The 15,493-nt window shown below is 69.8% G+C and carries 16 protein-coding genes; 5 read left to right on the top strand and 11 right to left on the bottom strand.

Features of this window, described 5'->3' with window-relative positions; all coding sequences use genetic code 11:
• Positions 1–110: 110 nt before the first annotated feature.
• Complete coding sequence (locus tag ACIQMX_RS03345) at positions 111–1,472, bottom strand: FAD-binding oxidoreductase (protein WP_363072792.1); 1,362 nt, start codon at positions 1,470–1,472, stop codon at positions 111–113.
• Between the two features lie 140 nt (positions 1,473–1,612).
• Here ACIQMX_RS03345 and ACIQMX_RS03340 point away from each other — a divergent pair, with 140 nt between their 5' ends.
• The gene (locus tag ACIQMX_RS03340) at positions 1,613–2,608 is read left to right on the top strand and encodes a YihY/virulence factor BrkB family protein (protein ID WP_363072790.1); all 996 of its coding nucleotides are present in this window, start codon (positions 1,613–1,615) and stop codon (positions 2,606–2,608) included.
• On the opposite strand, the gene ACIQMX_RS03335 is transcribed toward ACIQMX_RS03340, so the two are convergent.
• On the bottom strand, positions 2,556–3,818 hold the full coding sequence (locus ACIQMX_RS03335) for a D-alanyl-D-alanine carboxypeptidase (protein ID WP_363072788.1): 1,263 nt from the start codon (positions 3,816–3,818) through the stop codon (positions 2,556–2,558). The genes ACIQMX_RS03340 and ACIQMX_RS03335 overlap by 53 nt on opposite strands.
• Before the next feature lie 121 nt (positions 3,819–3,939).
• Here ACIQMX_RS03335 and ACIQMX_RS03330 point away from each other — a divergent pair, with 121 nt between their 5' ends.
• The 3 genes from ACIQMX_RS03330 (at position 3,940) to ACIQMX_RS03320 (ending at position 7,299) form a co-directional block, all read left to right on the top strand.
• Positions 3,940–4,185 carry an SCO4848 family membrane protein gene (locus tag ACIQMX_RS03330; protein WP_326738216.1) on the top strand — a complete coding sequence of 82 codons (246 nt, stop codon included), beginning with the start codon at positions 3,940–3,942 and terminating at the stop codon, positions 4,183–4,185.
• 65 nt (positions 4,186–4,250) lie between these two features.
• Positions 4,251–5,525, top strand: a complete 1,275-nt coding sequence (locus ACIQMX_RS03325) for a metallophosphoesterase (RefSeq protein WP_402474619.1) — start codon at positions 4,251–4,253, stop codon at positions 5,523–5,525.
• A 220-nt stretch (positions 5,526–5,745) separates the two neighbouring features.
• Positions 5,746–7,299 carry an ABC transporter substrate-binding protein gene (locus tag ACIQMX_RS03320; protein ID WP_363072784.1) on the top strand — a complete coding sequence of 518 codons (1,554 nt, stop codon included), beginning with the start codon at positions 5,746–5,748 and terminating at the stop codon, positions 7,297–7,299.
• 73 nt (positions 7,300–7,372) lie between these two features.
• On the opposite strand, the gene ACIQMX_RS03315 is transcribed toward ACIQMX_RS03320, so the two are convergent.
• The 4 genes from ACIQMX_RS03315 to ACIQMX_RS03300 form a co-directional block, all read right to left on the bottom strand.
• Positions 7,373–8,089 (bottom strand): TetR/AcrR family transcriptional regulator, encoded by a 717-nt coding sequence (locus ACIQMX_RS03315; protein ID WP_402474616.1) that lies wholly within the window; start codon positions 8,087–8,089, stop codon positions 7,373–7,375.
• 23 nt (positions 8,090–8,112) lie between these two features.
• Entirely contained in the window at positions 8,113–8,550 is a 438-nt protein-coding gene (locus ACIQMX_RS03310) for a DCC1-like thiol-disulfide oxidoreductase family protein (RefSeq protein WP_363072780.1), read from the bottom strand.
• A 9-nt stretch (positions 8,551–8,559) separates the two neighbouring features.
• Positions 8,560–8,991 carry a hypothetical protein gene (locus tag ACIQMX_RS03305; RefSeq protein WP_363072778.1) on the bottom strand — a complete coding sequence of 144 codons (432 nt, stop codon included), beginning with the start codon at positions 8,989–8,991 and terminating at the stop codon, positions 8,560–8,562.
• A gap of 67 nt (positions 8,992–9,058) precedes the next feature.
• Positions 9,059–10,294 (bottom strand): MFS transporter, encoded by a 1,236-nt coding sequence (locus ACIQMX_RS03300; protein WP_363072776.1) that lies wholly within the window; start codon positions 10,292–10,294, stop codon positions 9,059–9,061.
• Between the two features lie 87 nt (positions 10,295–10,381).
• Here ACIQMX_RS03300 and ACIQMX_RS03295 point away from each other — a divergent pair, with 87 nt between their 5' ends.
• The gene (locus ACIQMX_RS03295; RefSeq protein ID WP_363072774.1) at positions 10,382–10,891 is read left to right on the top strand and encodes a MarR family transcriptional regulator; all 510 of its coding nucleotides are present in this window, start codon (positions 10,382–10,384) and stop codon (positions 10,889–10,891) included.
• A 207-nt stretch (positions 10,892–11,098) separates the two neighbouring features.
• Here the strand turns inward: ACIQMX_RS03295 and ACIQMX_RS03290 are convergent, their stop codons facing one another.
• From ACIQMX_RS03290 to ACIQMX_RS03270, 5 genes are all read right to left on the bottom strand, one after another.
• A complete protein-coding gene (locus ACIQMX_RS03290; protein WP_363072772.1) occupies positions 11,099–11,875 on the bottom strand; it encodes a succinate dehydrogenase iron-sulfur subunit in 777 nt (258 codons plus the stop codon).
• Positions 11,875–13,629 carry a succinate dehydrogenase flavoprotein subunit gene (sdhA, locus tag ACIQMX_RS03285; RefSeq protein ID WP_363072770.1) on the bottom strand — a complete coding sequence of 585 codons (1,755 nt, stop codon included), beginning with the start codon at positions 13,627–13,629 and terminating at the stop codon, positions 11,875–11,877. The genes ACIQMX_RS03290 and sdhA overlap by 1 nt, the downstream gene beginning before the upstream one ends.
• Before the next feature lie 29 nt (positions 13,630–13,658).
• Positions 13,659–14,132 carry a succinate dehydrogenase hydrophobic membrane anchor subunit gene (locus ACIQMX_RS03280; RefSeq protein ID WP_363072768.1) on the bottom strand — a complete coding sequence of 158 codons (474 nt, stop codon included), beginning with the start codon at positions 14,130–14,132 and terminating at the stop codon, positions 13,659–13,661.
• A 5-nt stretch (positions 14,133–14,137) separates the two neighbouring features.
• Positions 14,138–14,518 (bottom strand): succinate dehydrogenase, cytochrome b556 subunit, encoded by a 381-nt coding sequence (sdhC, locus tag ACIQMX_RS03275; RefSeq protein ID WP_026249405.1) that lies wholly within the window; start codon positions 14,516–14,518, stop codon positions 14,138–14,140.
• 242 nt (positions 14,519–14,760) lie between these two features.
• Positions 14,761–15,264 (bottom strand): 2-oxo-4-hydroxy-4-carboxy-5-ureidoimidazoline decarboxylase, encoded by a 504-nt coding sequence (locus ACIQMX_RS03270; RefSeq protein ID WP_402474610.1) that lies wholly within the window; start codon positions 15,262–15,264, stop codon positions 14,761–14,763.
• Between the last annotated feature and the right edge of the window lie 229 nt (positions 15,265–15,493).

Genomic DNA, 15,493 nt, shown 5'->3' with positions numbered 1-15,493 from the left:
GGATGAGAAGGCACGGGTGGGGCGGAGCCTGCTGCCGCGGGCCGGCAGCGGGGAGAACCGGTCACGGGGGCCGGCCGGAGAGGAAACCGGTCAGGAGGAGAGGCGCGTGCTCAGAGGGAGAGCCGGCGCGAAAGGTCCGACCGGAACGCCCCGTTCGGGTCCAGCTCGGCCCTGAGCTGCCGGAACTCGTCCAGCCGCGGGTACATCGCGGCCAGCGTGTCGGGGCGCAACCGGGAGTCGGCCGTCAGGCAGACCCGGCCACCCGCCGCCGCCACCTCCTCGTCCAGCCGGTCGAGGAAGCGGGCCAGCCCCGGCAGGGCCGCGGGCAGGTCGAGGGCCAGACTCCAGCCGGGTTCCGGGAACGACAGCCAGCCGGGATCACCCGGGCCGAACCGTCCGAGCGCGGCGGTGAACGACGGGCAGCGCCGCTGCGAGATGCGCCCGACGATCCGGCGCAGTGTCTCGGCCCGCCGGTCCCCGACGGTGAACTCGTAGCGCACGAGGCCGCCCCGGCCGTGGATCCGGTAGCCGTGGGCGACGGCGTCCAGCGGGTGGAAGAAGGCGGGGACCGGCTGGAGTTCACCGGTGCGGGACCGGGGCGCGCGGCGGTACCGCACCTCGTTGAACGCGGCGGCGGACATCCGGCCCAGCAGCCCTCCGGACACGAGGTCCGGTACGGCGAGGTGGGTGGCCGTCGGCTCGGCCGACCGGAAGGCGAGCGGCGTGCGCCGGGCGTGCGCCGGGAGCATGTGCAGGGGTGCGTGCTCCCCCCGGGTCAGGACGCCGCGTCCCGTCGACCGGCCGCGGGCGGTCAGGTCGACCCAGGCGGACGCGTAGTGGTGGCGGCGGCTTCCGGCGGCGAGCCTCGTCATCAGGTCGTCCAGATCCAGGGCCCGTTCGGTGTCGACCGCCATCAGGGACGTCGCGACGGGAGCGAACCGCAGCGTGGCCGAGAGGATCACCCCGGTCAGGCCCAGGCCGCCCGCGGTCGCGTCGAAGAGCGGGGTGCCGGGAAGGACCGTCCGGATCCTGCCGTCCGCGGCGAGGAGGTCGAACGCGACGACGTGGCGCGAGAAGGAGCCCGCGGTGCGGTGGTTGCGGCCGTGGACGTCGGACCCGATCGCCCCGCCCACCGTGCTGTACCGGCTGCCGGGCAGCACCGGCAGGAACCAGCCGAGCGGCAGGAGCACCTCCAGCAGCCGGTGCAGGCTCACTCCCGCGTCGCACACCACGAGCCCGGCCCCGGCGTCGATGGTGCGGATCCGGTCCAGCCCCGTCATGTCGAGGACGGAACCTCCGGCGTTCTGCGCCGCGTCGCCGTGCGCCCGGCCCAGGCCCCGGGCGATCGAGCCGCGCGGCCCGCAGCCGCGCACCGCGGCGACCGCCTCCTCGTGGCTACGGGGGTGAAAACGCAGCGCGGCCGTCGGGGCGGTGCGGCCCCAGCCGGTCAGGGACACGGTGTCGACAGACATGAGGGTGACCGTATCGCCCGAGAAAACACCTTTGAGGGATTTGTTACAACACTCACCGAAATGGGTGATTGAGTGGGCGTCATCGGTCCAGCGGCAGACCGGACACCGGTTTTCGGTGTCCGGGAGGGTAGTCGTACGTCATGGACTGGCTGAAAAAACTCCCCGTCATCGGGCCACTCGTCTCCCGGCTGATGGAGACGCACGCCTGGCGCAGCTACGAAACGCTGGAACGGGTCCACTGGGCGAGGCTCGCCGCGGCGATCACGTTCATCAGCTTCCTGGCCCTCTTCCCGCTGATCGCGGTCGCCGCGGCGATCGGTGCGGCCCTGCTCTCGGACGAGCAGCTGGACAAGATCGAGGACAAGGCCGCCGACCAGGTGCCCGGCATCTCCGACCAGCTCGGCATCGACAACCTGGTCGCGCACGCGGGGACGGTCGGTCTGGTGGCCGGTGCGCTGCTGCTCTTCACCGGCATCGGCTGGATCGGCTCGATGCGGGACTGCCTGCGCGCCGTCTGGGGGATGGACGACGTGGACGAGGGCAACCCCGTGCTGCGCAAACTCAAGGACGCCGGGGTGCTGTTCGGGCTGGGCGGGGCGGCCCTGGTGACGCTCGCGATCTCCTCGGTCGGCTCCGTGGCCGTCGGCCGGGTCGCCGAGCTGCTCAACATCCCGGAGGACGGCGCCGGCGGCGTGCTGCTGCGCATCGCCGCCCTGCTGGTGGCGGTGATCGCCGACTTCCTGCTGCTGCTCTACCTGCTGACCCTGCTGCCCGGCGTCGAACCGCCGCGGCGCCGGCTCATGGTGGCCGCGCTGATCGGCGCGGTCGGCTTCGAACTGCTCAAGCTGCTGCTCGGCAGCTATATGAAGGGCGTCGCCTCCAAGAGCATGTACGGGGCCTTCGGCGTCCCGATCGCGCTGCTGCTGTGGATCAACTTCACCGCGAAGCTGCTGCTGTTCTGTGCCGCCTGGACGGCCACCCGGAGCAAGGACGAGGCCGCAGCGGAGGCGGACGCGGAGCAGGACCCGGCGTCCACCCCCGGAACGGACGCCGCCGGGAAGAAGGAACCCGGCGGCAGCACCCTCAGCGGCGGGGAAGGCGGCGTACCAGGTCCGGCAGGGGCCAGCGCCGGCTGACCAGGAACACCGCCCCGGCCACCAGGACGAGCGCCCCGCCGGCGATGCCCAGCGCGGTCCAGACCCCGCCGGAACCGCCGGGAGCCGCGGCGGTCTTCGTGGGCCCGGGGCCGTTGCCGCCCTTGTCCGCGACCGGCTTGTCCGCCTGGGCGCCCTTGCCCGTACCGGTGCCCGTGTCGGCGGACCTCGGCGCAACGAGCTCGCCGACCGGGGTGACCTTGCCGCTGGCCGCGAAGCCCCAGTCGAGCAGGCTCGCCGCTTCCTTGTAGACGGCGTGCGTCTCGTCGGACGACGGGTTCATGACGGTGACGAGCAGCACCTTGCCGTTGCGCTCGGCAACGCCGGTGAAGGTGTTCCCGGCGTGCGTCGTGTAGCCGTTCTTGACGCCCGCGATGCCCTGGTACTGGCCGACGCCGTCGGCCCCCGTGAGCAGCCGGTTGGTGTTCTGGATGCCGAAGCTCTCGCGCTCCTTGCCCTTCTTCTGCTCACCGGGGAACTGCGCCGTCGCGGTCGCGCAGTACTCGCGGAAGTCCGCCTTCTGCAGCCCGCTGCGGGCGAACAGCGTCAGGTCGTACGCGCTGGAGACCTGGTGGGGCGCGTCGTACCCGTCGGGCGACACCACGTGGGTGTCCAGGGCCTGGAGTTCCTCCGCGTGCGCCTGCATGTCGGTGACGGTCTTGGGAACGCCCCCGTACATCGAGGCCAGCACGTGCACCGCGTCGTTGCCCGACCGCAGGAAGACCCCGAGCCAGAGGTCGTGCACCGTGTAGCTGAGGTCCTCCTTGACGCCCACCAGGCTGCTGCCCTCGCCGAGGTCGGCCAGGTCCGCGTCCTGCACCGTGTACTCACGGGTCTTCGGCTGGAGCGCCGGCGCCTGCATCACGGTGTCGGCGAAGAGCATCTTCAGCGTGGAGGCCGGAGGCAGCCGCCAGTGCGGATTGTGCGAGGCGAGCACGTCGCCCGTCTCCGCGTCCGAGACCATCCAGGACCTGCCGGTCAGCTTCTTCGGCAGGACCGGGGCGCCGGCGCCGAGATTGACCTGGGTCCCGCTTCGGCCGAGCTGCGCGCCACCGACCTGCGACATGCCGGTGGGCGGCTTCGGCTCGTCGTCCGTGGTGTCCTGACCGACCGCCGACGCGGGTCCGACGAGGAAAACGGACAGCAAAGCGGCAGAGGTGACCGACAGAGCGGCCTTCTTGAGAGCTGGCACGGTCGAAAACGTACATGCAGTTGATGTGAATATGGATACCGGAGGTGTGACCCGCCGTGCGTACCGCCGGGACAGCCCACCCCGGGCGAGGCGGCGGGAGCGTGGCGGAGATACTGATTCCATGAAGCTCAGCCGCCCCGTCTCCTGGTTCCTGCTCGCCTTCGGGGTGTGGAGCTGGTTCATCTGGGTCACTTTCGTCAAGAACCTGTGGAAGGACGGCAGTGGTCTCGCCTTCGACGACGCGGGTGACCCGACCGCCTACTTCTGGGTTCATCTGCTGCTCGCCATCACGTCCTTTCTCCTGGGGACGGCCGTGGGAGTGATCGGGTTCCGTGGCGTCAGGGCCCTGCGCAGGCAAGGCGCGTAGCACGGCTGCTTCCGGCCTGGGCCGCATACAGGACAAACGGGAACGAACTAGGCGGGGGAGTGCGCATGGCGGTCCTGGGTTTCGCTCTGCTGGCAGCCGCGGTGCTCGCGCTGCTGGCCCTTGTCCACCGCTATGTGTGGAGCCGTCTCGTCGGTGACACCACGACAGCGGGCAGCCTTCCGCGCAGAGCCGGCACGGTCGCGGCGTACGTCCTGCCGCTGCTGAGCGTCGGCGCCCTGGTCTCCGGGCGTACGGGTACGCCCTTCTGGCTCCAGCAGGTGCTGGCCTGGCCCGGCTATCTGTGGCTGGCCGCCCTGCTCTACCTGACGCTCGCCCTGCTGGCCGGGGAGCTCGTACGCCCGCTGCTGAGCCGGCTGCTCGCCCGCCGGGCCGCGGGCGCGCCGGAAGCGGCGGCACAGGCCGCTCCCGCCGAACCCGTCACCGCCGCGCACGGGTCCGCCGTCACGACCGCGGCCCCGCCGGCCTCCGCGCCCCTCTCCGCCGCCCCCGCCTCCCCCTCGCGCCGCCTCTTCGTCGCGCGGGCCGTCGGGGGCGCCGCCGCCGTGGCGGGACTCGGCACGACGGGCTACGGCGCCTACGGGGTGCTGCGCGGCCCCCGCGTCAAGCGCGTCGCGGTCCCGCTGGCCAGGCTGCCCCGGTCCGCCCACGGCTTCCGGATCGCCGTCGTCAGCGACATCCATCTGGGCCCGGTCCTGGGCCGCGCCCACACCCAGCGGATCGTGGACGCGGTCAACCGGACCCAGCCCGACCTGATCGCGGTCGTCGGGGACCTGGTCGACGGATCGGTCGAGAATCTCGGCCCTGCCGCCGAACCGCTGGCAGGGCTCCGGTCCCGGCACGGCGCGTTCTTCGTGACCGGGAACCACGAGTACTACTCGGGAGCGGCCGAATGGGTCGATCACGTCAGGGAATTGGGGCTGCATCCGCTGGAGAACGCCCGGGTCGAGATCGACGGCTTCGATCTCGCCGGGGTCAATGACATCGCGGGCGAGAGCGAAGGCCAGGGCCCGGACTTCGTCCGGGCGCTCGGTGACCGGGACCGTACCCGCGCCGCCGTCCTCATGGCCCATCAGCCCGTCGTCATCGACGAGGCGGTCGAGCACGGCGTGGACCTCCAGCTCTCCGGACACACCCACGGCGGCCAGCTCTGGCCGGGCAACTACATCGCGGAACTGTCCAATCCGACGGTCGCGGGGCTCGAACGCTACGGCGACACCCAGCTGTACGTCACGCGCGGCGCGGGCGCCTGGGGTCCGCCCGTGCGAGTCGGCGCCCCCTCCGACATCACCGTCGTCGAGCTCGCGTCCCGTCAGGCGTAATCGCCGTTCCGCAGACGCCGAATAGGCGATCGGGTGACCGGTCGTGAACCCTCTGTATCCGACGTATCGGAGCAAGGTTTCAACTAACGAACAAAAGCCTATGAGGCTCTGATTTCCTCTTCCAGATGTGAATATCGTGTGCTTGGCTGAGCGCGAACGTGCGGTGATCTGCGTATCTGAGCGCGACACCGAGGTGGGGCTGGTAAGGGAGAGCACGGCAATGCGGTCGATCCGGCTACGGATTCTCGCGATTTTCGCGGTTTTGGTCATCGCAGGCGTGGTCGCCTGGCAGTTGCTTCCCTCGGACGAGGGGAATAGTGATCCGGTCACGGTCGGCACGACCGACGAGGTGACCTCGCTCGACCCGGCGGGCGCGTACGACGCCGGTTCGTGGGCGATCTACAGCAACATCTACCAGTCGCTCATGACGTTCAAGTCCGGGGCGATCGTCCCCGAGCCGGATGCCGCGGAGAGCTGTGGGTTCATCGGCGGGAAGCTGCAGACGTACCAGTGCAAGCTCCGTGACGACCTGACCTTCTCCGACGGCCAGGCGATCACGGCCGAGGACGTCAAGTACTCCTTCGACCGGATGATGGGGATCGCGACGGACGTCGGTCCGTCGGTCCTCTTCCCCAGCCTGAAGAACGTGGTGACCGAGGGCCGGACCATCACCTTCAACCTCTCCTCGCGTGACGCGACCTTCCCGCAGAAGCTCGCCACCGGAGCGGGTTCGATCGTCGAGAAGGACTCCTACTCCGAGCACAAGCTCCGCAACGACGGCCATGTGACCGGCTCGGGGCCGTACGTACTGAAGTCGTACGAGGCGGGCGTCAGCGCCGTGCTCGTGCCGAACACGAAGTACAAGGGCGCGCTGAAGAGCACCGGTGGCCCGGTCACCGTCCGCTACTACAAGCAGTCGGACGATCTGCTGGCGGCCTGGAAGTCCGGCCAGATCGATGTCACGCACCGCCAGCTCCCGTCGTCCACGCTCGCCGAGCTGGACCCGGGCGCCGTCGACCAGCACGTGACGGAGGCGGACAGCGCCGAGATCCGCAACCTGGTCTTCAACGTGCGCAACGGCTCGCCGCTCGCCGACAAGAAGGTCCGGCAGGCCATCGCGGCGCTCATCGACCGCGCGCCGCTGGTGACCGACATCTACAAGGGCACCGTCGAACCGCTCTACTCGCTGATTCCGCAGGGCTACATCGGGCACAGCACCCCGTTCTTCGACGCCTACCCGTCGCCGAGCGCCGAGCGGGCCAAGGAGCTGATGCAGGAGGCCGGCGTACAGCTGCCGCTGCCCGTCACCTTCGCCTACCGCGACGACGACGAGTACAAGAAGGAGACGGACGAGATCCGCCGCCAGCTGGAGGCGGACGGGCTGTTCAAGGTCACGGTGAAGGCCGTCGAATGGCAGACCTTCCAGAAGGAGTACGCGGCCGGCAAGTACGACATGTACACCGTCGGCTGGCTTCCCGACTACCCGGACCCCGACACCTTCAGCCAGCCGCTCGTCGGCCGCGAGAACAGCCTCCACAACGGCTACACCAGCAAGAAGATGGACCAGCTGATCAGCTCCACGCTGGAGTTCAGCGACCGCAGCCGCACCTCGGCCGACTTCAAGGAACTCCAGAAGCTGGTCGGCGAGGACGTGCCGCTCGTGCCGCTGTGGCAGAAGAAGGACTACGTCGTCGCCAAGCCCGACATCTCCGGATCGCAGTACCTCTCCGACGGCACCGGCATCTGGCGGTTGTGGGAACTGGGCCGGATCTGATCCGGCGTCACCGTACGACGACGAGCGGCCGCCCCGGGAAGGATCCCGGGACGGCCGCTCGGCCGTTTCCGCGCTACCTGGCCGGCGCCCGGCCCGCCGCTCCCGGCAGGAACTCCTCCAGCACCTCGTAGACCTGGCGCACCAGCGGCCGCAGGACCCGGAACCGGGACAGGGCGATGGCCCGGGCGACGATCGGGGCGATGCGCTCGACGAGGCGGCGGCTGCGCTCGGCGTCGTCCGTGCGGTCGTAGACCCAGTACAGGACCAGCCCCATCTGGTTCAGCCACATCAGCTGGGGCAGCAGGCCGGCCAGTTCGGGGTCGACCTTGGTGCCGGAGCCCGCCAGGCAGCGCTCGTGGATGGAGATCGCCGCCTCCCGGGCGGAGACCGAGTCGTGCGAGAACGGGCTGAGCGGGCTTTCGGGGTCGGCGGCGTTCTTGAAGAACTGGGCGGCGAAGCGGTGGTACGGCTCCGCCACGTCCAGCCAGCTGAGCAGGACCCCGCGGATACGCACCGCGAGGTCCTTGTCGCCGGCCAGCACCGGCTGCACCGCCGCCTCGTGCTCGGCGGCGATCCGGTCGTAGAAGCCCTGGACCAGGTGTTCCTTGGACGAGAAGTAGTAGTACGCGTTCCCTACGGAGACGCCGGCCTCCTGGGCGATGGCCCGCATCGTCGTCTTGTCGTAGCCGCGTTCCTGGAAGAGCCGGAGCGCGGTCTCGAGGATGAGTGTGCGGGTCTGCTCGCTCTTGGGAGCCTTGGCTTCCTTCACGTCCTTCTCTTCCTTCACCACGGTCCCGAGGGTATCCGGACCGGCTATGTGCCCGGGCCCGGACCCTCTGCCCGGCAGGCGCCGCCCCCGTCGCCCCGGCACGGCTCGGCCGTCAGCGAGCGGTACTTGGCGGCGGCGAGAACGGTTGCCCGGGCGAACGGGCGGCCGGCCGGCGTGGTCAGCCAGTGGGCCTTCGGCCGGTGCTCGGCCAGGGCCCAGAGGCAGACGATCCACGCGGAGGTGGACCGGTAGACCTGCCCCCGGTCACCGATCACCGTGATCTCCTCCAGGGTCCCGGCGTGGTCGAGGCCGGGGAAGCGGCGGTGCGCCTCGGCCGAGTCCGCCGGTACGAGGTCGAGCGGGACCAGCTGACGCTGGTTCATCAGCCACTGGCGCAGATGGACGCAGAGCGAGCACTGCGCGTCGTAGAGCACGGTGAGCCGTTCGACGGACCACCGTCCGCCACCTGTGCGGTGCCTCATGGCCGGTCCTCACGCCCTGGGGGCGGGCGCGGCCCACGGTCCCTGTCCCGGACCCGTCCAGCCCTGCGGGGCGACGGGCGGGGTCTTCTCGTGCTCCATCATGCCCCGGCGGCGGATCTTGTTGAGTACGTAGACGTTGCCGAGGTGCATGACCCCGAGGACGAGCAGCACGACGCCGACCTTGACCGACAGCGCCTCGAAGAGCTCCCGGGCGTCGGCGACGCCGTCGGAGTTCTTCAGATAGAGCGTCACGAACCCCAGGTTGACCAGGTAGAAGCCCACCACCAGCAGGTGGTTGACCGCGTCGGCCAGCTTCTCGTTCCCGTGCAGCACATCGGCGAGGAACACCCTGCCGTTGCGGCTCAGCGTGCGGGCGACCCAGATGGTGAGTGCCACGCTGATGAGCAGATAGATGACGTACGCGACCACAGTGAGGTCCATGCCCCACCCTCCCTTGAACGCGTTCAAATGCTGTTGTCATGGACTGTAGACCCCTCTTTGAACATGTTCAAGCGGGGGTCCCGGTGGTCCGCGTCACCGCCTCGGCCTGCTCGGCGGGCGCCTTGAAGCGTCGTACGCCCGGCACGGCCGCCGTGGCCAGGCAGGCCGAGCCGACCAGCAACCCGGCTACGGCGAGCGGGACTTCGGGACCCCACGCGGAGTCGGCGAGCGGGGCCAGCACGTATCCCAGGGGCATCGCGCCGAGCGAGAGCAGCCAGTCGTACGAGGTCACCCGGGCGAGCGCGTGCGCGGGGACGGCGGACTGGACGGCGGTCTCCCAGACCGGGTTGAGGAAGCCCAGCCCGGCCATGGCGGTCCCGTACGCGACGACGGCCACGCCGACGGGCGCGTGTGCGGCCAGCAGGCAGAGCGGGAGGGCGTACAGGGCGCCCCCCAGGTTGGCGGTCAGGACCGGGCGGCGGGGCAGCGCCCGGCCGGCCACCAGCGAGCCGATCAGCAGGCCCACGGCGCCGGTCTGGAGGAAGGCGAGCCAGACGCCCTTGCCGCCCAGGTCGCGCAGGAAGAGTGCCGGGCCCAGTGTCATCAGGACGGCGGCCGCCCCGTTCCACGCGGCATGGGCGATCAGGCTGGTCCAGTACCAGTCGCGGCTCCGGACCTCGGCCCAGCCCTCCTTGAGGTCGCTGGTCAGCGAACGCCGCGGGATCGGGACGTGCCGTACCTCGATCGCGGCGAGCAGCGCGGCGCTGACGGCGAACGTCGCGCCGTCCAGGACGAAGGCCCAGCCGGGGCCGGCGGTGAACACCAGGGCCCCGGCGACGGCCGGGCCGCCGATCCGGGCCGCGCTGCCGACCACCGCCATCAGGGAGTTGGCGCGCAGCAGTCCGGACTCGTCCACCGTGCCGCGGATCAGCGGCGAGACGGTCGGCATGGCGAAGGCGCCGGCGGCTCCGCCGATCGCCTCGGCCAGGGCGATCTGCCAGAGCGCGGGGGTGCCGGAGAGAAGTTCGGCGCCGACGAAGAGCTGGGTGACACACCGTACGAGATCGGTGGTCAGCGCCACGGTGCGGGCGTTGAAGCGGTCGCCGACCACGCCGCCGAGTGGCAGCAGGAGCAGCTTGGGCACCATCGCGCAGGCGAGGACCAGGGCGAGGTCGCCCGTCGATCCGGTCGCCAGGTAGACGGCGAGGGTGAGCGCGGCGGGAATCGCGGCGTCGCCGAGCAGCGAGAGGCTGCGTCCGACGAAGAGCAGGCGGAAGGAGCGGGTGCGTAAGGGGTGAGACATGAGCCGGAATCTATTTCGGCACCGAACTATTCGTCAACGAAATATAAGTTTCCGAAGTATGAAGATGCCCGGCGTAGGCTGTGGCCCATGCAGCAACGCGACTGGACCGACGGCCACGTGGAGCGGTGGAAGCCGGTACTTCCGGAACTCGACCCCGAGGTCGAGGGCGCGGTGACCCGGATGAAGAAGCTCGGCGTCCATCTGCGCCGGGTGCGGGAGCAGTCCCTGGTCGACTTCGACCTGGACCGGCAGGAGTTCGACACCCTGCACAAGCTGGCCGGCCGCGGCGGCAAGGCGGCCCCTTCCGAGCTCGCCGCCGACCTCGACCTCGCGCCCGCCTCCGTCACCGGCCGGCTGGACGCGCTGGAGCGCCGCGGGTTCGTCCGCCGCAGGCCCTCCACCACCGACCGGCGCCGCGTCGACGTGGAGCTGACCGAGGAGGGCCGCGCGACCTGGACCGGTGCCATGGAGTTCCTCGGTCACGAGGAGGAACGCCTGCTGGGCGTCCTGGCCGAGGACGAACGCGTCCTGCTCAACGACATGCTGCGGCGCATCATGGTGGTCGCGGAGCACAAGGGCGGCGCGGGCTGGGACTGACCAGTGGGGGCGCGGCTCCAACGGCCGGGTTCGTCGTCTCCCGCGTCCCGGCGGCGTCAGAGGCACTCCTCGGCCTTCTTCCGGTCCCCGGACTCACTTCGCCGACCTGCCGCGCCAGTTCGGCAGGAGGCCCGTACGGCAGAAGGCCCCGCCTCCCGCAGTGTTCCTGCGGGGGACGGGGCCTGTGTGCGCTCGGGAATCCCGGGGTCAGAAGCGACGCGTGATCAGCGCGCGCTTGACCTCCTGGATCGCCTTCGTGACCTCGATGCCACGCGGGCAGGCGTCCGTGCAGTTGAACGTGGTGCGGCAGCGCCACACGCCGTCACGGTCGTTGAGGATCTCCAGGCGCTGCTCGCCGCCCTCGTCGCGCGAGTCGAAGATGAAGCGGTGCGCGTTGACGATCGCCGCCGGGCCGAAGTACTGGCCGTCGTTCCAGAACACCGGGCACGAGGACGTGCACGCGGCGCACAGGATGCACTTGGTGGTGTCGTCGAAGCGCTCGCGGTCCTCGGGGGACTGCAGACGCTCGCGGGTCGGCTCGTTCCCCTTGGTGACGAGGAAGGGCATGACGTCGCGGTAGGCCTGGAAGAACGGGTCCATGTCGACCACGAGGTCCTTGAGGACCGTGAGGCCCTTGATGGCCTCGATCGTGATCGGCTTCTCCGGGCTCAGGTCCTTGATCAGCGTCTTGCAGGCGAGCCTGTTCTTGCCGTTGATCCGCATGGCGTCCGAACCGCAGATGCCGTGCGCGCAGGAGCGGCGGAACGTCAGCGTGCCGTCGGTCTCCCACTTGATCTTGTGAAGGGCGTCGAGGACACGCTCCTTCGGGTCGATCTCGATCTGGAAGTCCTGCCACTGGGCCTCGTCGGAGACCTCGGGGTTGAACCGGCGGATCCGGAAAGTCGCCGTGATGTACGGCGAGTCGGCGAAACCGGCCTCGGGCTCGGGAGCCTTGTCGGCCTTTTCCAAGGTGGGGGTAGCCATCAGTACTTACGCTCCATCGGCTGGTAGCGGGTCTGGACGACCGGCTTGTAGTCCAGCCGGATCGACTCGGTGCCGTCGTCGGCGACCTCGCGGTACGCCATGGTGTGGCGCATGAAGTTGACGTCGTCGCGGTTCGGGTAGTCCTCGCGGTAGTGACCGCCGCGGGACTCCTTGCGCGCCAGCGCCGAAGTCGCCATGACCTCGGCGAGGTCGAGCAGGTTGCCCAGCTCGATGGCCTCCAGCAGGTCCGTGTTGAACCGCTTGCCCTTGTCCTGGATGGACACGTTGAGGTAGCGCTTGCGCAGCTCGGCGATCTTGTCGACCGCGGTCTTGATCGTCTGCTCGGTGCGGAACACCATCACGTTGGCGTCCATGCACTCCTGCAGCTCCAGGCGGATCGCCGAGACGCGCTCGGTGCCGGTGGAGTTGCGCAGCCGCTCGACCTGGTCGACGACCGCCTGTGCCGGGTTCTCGGGAAGCGCGACGAAGTCGTTCTTCGCGGAGTACTCGGCGGCGGCGATGCCCGACCGGCGTCCGAAGACGTTGATGTCGAGCAGCGAGTTCGTGCCGAGACGGTTGGCGCCGTGCACGGAGACACACGCGACCTCGCCGGCGGCGTACAGGCCCGGGACGACGGTGGTGTTGTCGGCCAGCACCTCGCCCTCGACGTTGGTCGGGATGCCGCCCATGGCGTAGTGCGCGGTCGGCTGGATCGGGATCGGGTCCGTGTAGGGCTCGATGCCGAGGTACGTACGCGCGAACTCCGTGATGTCCGGGAGCTTGGCGTCCAGCTGCTCCGGCGGGAGGTGCGTGAGGTCGAGGTAGACGTGGTCGCCCTCGGGACCACAGCCGCGGCCCTCTCGGATCTCGGTGTAGATGGAGCGGGACACGACGTCACGGGACGCGAGGTCCTTCATGACGGGCGCGTACTTCTCCATGAAGCGCTCGCCGTCCTTGTTGCGGAGGATGCCGCCCTCACCGCGGGCGCCCTCCGTCAGCAGGATGCCCATGCGCCAGATGCCCGTCGGGTGGAACTGGAAGAACTCCATGTCCTCCAGCGGCAGACCCCGGCGGTAGCAGGCGGCCTGGCCGTCACCGGTCAGGGTGTGCGCGTTCGACGTCACCTTGAAGAACTTGCCGGTGCCGCCCGAGGCGTAGATGACCGACTTCGCCTGGAAGATGTGGATCTCGCCGGTGGCCAGCTCGTAGGCGACGACGCCGGCGGACTTCTTGACGCCGTCCTCCTCGACGACCAGCTGGTCCAGGACGTAGAACTCGTTGAAGAACTCCACGCCCTCCTTGACGCAGTTCTGGTACAGCGTCTGGAGGATCATGTGGCCGGTGCGGTCGCCCGAGTAGCAGGCGCGGCGGACCGGGGCCTCGCCGTGGTTGCGGGAGTGACCGCCGAACCGGCGCTGGTCGATCTTGCCCTCGGGCGTACGGCCGAACGGCAGGCCCATCTTCTCCAGGTCGAGAACGGCGTCGATGGCCTCCTTCGCGAGGATCTCGGCGGCGTCCTGGTCGACCAGGTAGTCGCCGCCCTTGATCGTGTCGAAGGTGTGCCACTCCCAGTTGTCCTCCTCCACGTTGGCGAGCGCTGCGGCCATGCCGCCCTGCGCCGCGCCCGTGTGGGAACGCGTGGGGTAGAGCTTGGTCAGCACGGCGGTGCGGCTGCGCTTGGTCGACTCGATGGCCGCGCGCATGCCGGCGCCGCCGGCGCCGACGATGACGGTGTCGTACTTGTGGATCTGCATGGTTTACCTCTGGTCTTCGGGCCCGGCGCCTAGCGGATGTTCGGGTCGAAGGTGAAGATCACCAGCGTGCCCAGCAGGACGGTGAACACCGTGGCGGTGTACAGGAGCATCTTCAGCCAGAAGCGGGTGTTGTCCCGTTCGGCGTAGTCGTTGATGACCGTACGGAGACCGTTGGCGCCGTGCAGCATGGCGAGCCACAGCATCGCCAGGTCCCAGACCTGCCAGAACGGCGAGGCCCAGCGGCCCGCCACGAAGGCGAAGCCGATCTTGGAGACGCCGCCGTCCAGCACCAGCTGGATCAGCAGGTGGCCGATGACGAGGACGACCAGCACGATGCCCGACAGGCGCATGAAGAGCCAGGCGTACATCTCGAAGTTGGTGCGCGAGCCCTTGGGGGTCTTGCCGGTCCGCTTGCGCGGCGGCTCGATCACGGGCGCGGGGTTGTCGACGTCGTAGAGGGCGGAGCCTTCGACGTCGCCGATCGCGGAAGTCTCGGTGGACATTGGCCTCAGCTCCCGAATACTTCGCGTACGGCGTGGCCGAGGACGGGGTACAGGGCCCCGACCATCAGCACGATCCAGATACCCAGCACGGCCCAGAGCATCTGCTTCTGAACGCGCGGGCCCTTGGCCCAGAAGTCCACGGCGACGATGCGCAGACCGTTCAGCGCGTGGAAGAGAATCGCGGCCACCAGGCCGTATTCGAGGAGCGCGACGATCGGCGTCTTGTACGTGGACACGACGTCGTCGTATGCCTCGGGGGAGACGCGGACGAGAGCGGTGTCCAGGACATGTACGAACAGGAAGAAGAAAATGAGGACACCGGTGACTCGATGAGCCACCCAGGACCACATGCCTTCCCGGCCGCGGTACAGCGTTCCAGCCGGCACGGAAGAACCCTCCGGGAGCGGGGATTGGGGTCGGCCGGCTTGACTGTCGGTCTGACCCGGCCGGGTACGGTCCACCGGCCCCGGCCATCGTAGCGACGGATTGTCGGTTCGATCGCGCGGGGGCCTCTGGTGTGATCAAAGTGGCAATGAATCAGGCACGGACGGGCTATGGACAGGCTCCAACTGGCCTGTTTACCCGCCTGTGGCAGGGAATCCGCCCAGTGCGGCCCGCCGTCAACCCGTTACTGACTCGATACCAGCTCGATGATGCGGCCCCGGGCGAGTCGCCGCATCTCGTCCGCCGCCACCACCCGCTCCTGCTCGGGATCGTGCCCCAGCCGGGCCCGGATGCCGGCCAGCACCTGATCGGGGTGCTCGGCGGGCCGGAAGCCGTCCAGGCAGATCACGAACACATGGCCGAACCTGGACTCGTACGCGGCGTGCGCGGCGGCCAGTGCGAGATGGGCGGAGCGCGGCGCGTCCGGGTGCAGCCCGGGGGCGACCTCGGCGGCCAGCGCCTTGGCGCGGTCGGTGGGGGAGAGGTCGTAACAGGCCTCGTCGGCGGCGGCGAGCAGCGCGTCGAGGTCCGGGTAGGGACGGTGGTCCGCCAGCCGCTTGGCCCAGCGGCGGCTGCCGAAACACTCCAGCAGCGCGGCCTCGGCCGCGGCGGCGGACGCGGCGTTGAACCCCGGCAGGCCGCCGGGGCCGGACGGGGCCCGGCCGGGGACGGATCCGCAGCTCTGCACGGGTACGGCGGTCCGGTGGGCGGACGGGGGCGGCTGTGCGGGGAGGCCGGCGTGGGACTCGCTGGACCTGGACAGCGTGGACTCCTGGAATCAACGGCATCTGTGAACCTGGAGTGGGGAGGGACCGGAGAGACCAGGTGGATGCAGGGTGAAGGGAGAGACGAATGTGCCTCAAAGCTAACGACGCGGGGCAACGGCCGTCCGACGGATGCGCGAATTTCACCCGGAC

The organism is Streptomyces sp. NPDC091416 (genome assembly GCF_044756845.1).
Lineage (GTDB): Bacteria > Actinomycetota > Actinomycetes > Streptomycetales > Streptomycetaceae > Streptomyces.
This window is presented reverse-complemented; position numbering and strand designations above follow the sequence as displayed.